The following is an 889-nucleotide window of genomic DNA, read 5'->3' on the forward strand; positions in this document are numbered from 1 at the left end:
ATCGGGGCGGACGACATGTTCTTCCTGAGCCTGTCGATGGCGGCGTGCAAGGCGACCATGGACGCCGCGCACGGCGTTCCGTTCAGCAGCACCGTCACCGCGATGGCGCGCAACGGCGTCAATGTTGGGAACAGGGTCAGCGGCCTGGACGGGCAGTGGTTCGTCGGTCCGGCCGATATTCCCGTCGGCTTGTTCCTGCCGGGCTTCAGCGTGGCCGATGCCAATCCCGATATCGGCGACAGCGCGATCACCGAGACCGCGGGGCTCGGTGCGTTCGCGATGGCGGCAGCTCCCGCGATGGTCCAGTTCGTCGGCGGTACGCCGCAGGATGCCCTGCGCTATTCGCGCGAGATGGCGCACGTCACCATCGGCCGCAATCCCGGCTTCACCTTGCCGATGCTCGACTTCATCGGAGCGCCGGTCGGCATCGATGTCCGCAAGGTCGTGGACGAGAGCATGCGGCCGGTCATCAACACCGCTACGGCGCACAAGGAGCCGGGCATGGGGATCATCGGCGCCGGAGTCGTGCAGGCCCCCATGAAGTGTTTCGTTGATGCCGTCAGCGCGTTGGCGGCAATCCGCGCGGGGTGAGATTGCTTCGATACTGAAACTGACGGCGCTGACGCGCCGCCGATACAAGAATGCCGCAACAAAGAGTGCGGCAACACCGGGAAACGAACAGGAGGAAACACATGAGCGCTACCCGTCGTGCATTTCTGCAAACCGGCATGCTCTCGGCAGCCTTTATCGGTTCATCAGTCCGGCTCGGCTTCGCCGACGATGCGGCAAAGCCGCTTCGCATCGGTATTCTGATTCCGGGGTCGCGGGCCGACCATGGCTGGATGGAGTCGGCCTACAACGGCATGAAGGCGGCTGAGCAGCGCTACGG

General features: G+C 64.7%; 1 protein-coding gene and 1 pseudogene. Both read left to right on the forward strand.

Annotation, left to right across the window (positions count from 1 at the left end):
- Positions 1 to 591 (forward strand): oxamate carbamoyltransferase subunit AllG family protein (locus tag VP06_RS33395; RefSeq protein WP_048468132.1); only part of this gene is annotated, 591 nt, incomplete at its 5' end.
- A 101-nt stretch (positions 592 to 692) separates the two neighbouring features.
- A pseudogene (locus VP06_RS36910) lies at positions 693 to 889 on the forward strand (hypothetical protein); the annotation flags it as partial.

Origin of the sequence: Methylobacterium aquaticum (assembly GCF_001043915.1) — a bacterium.
In the GTDB taxonomy this organism is placed as follows: domain Bacteria; phylum Pseudomonadota; class Alphaproteobacteria; order Rhizobiales; family Beijerinckiaceae; genus Methylobacterium; species Methylobacterium aquaticum.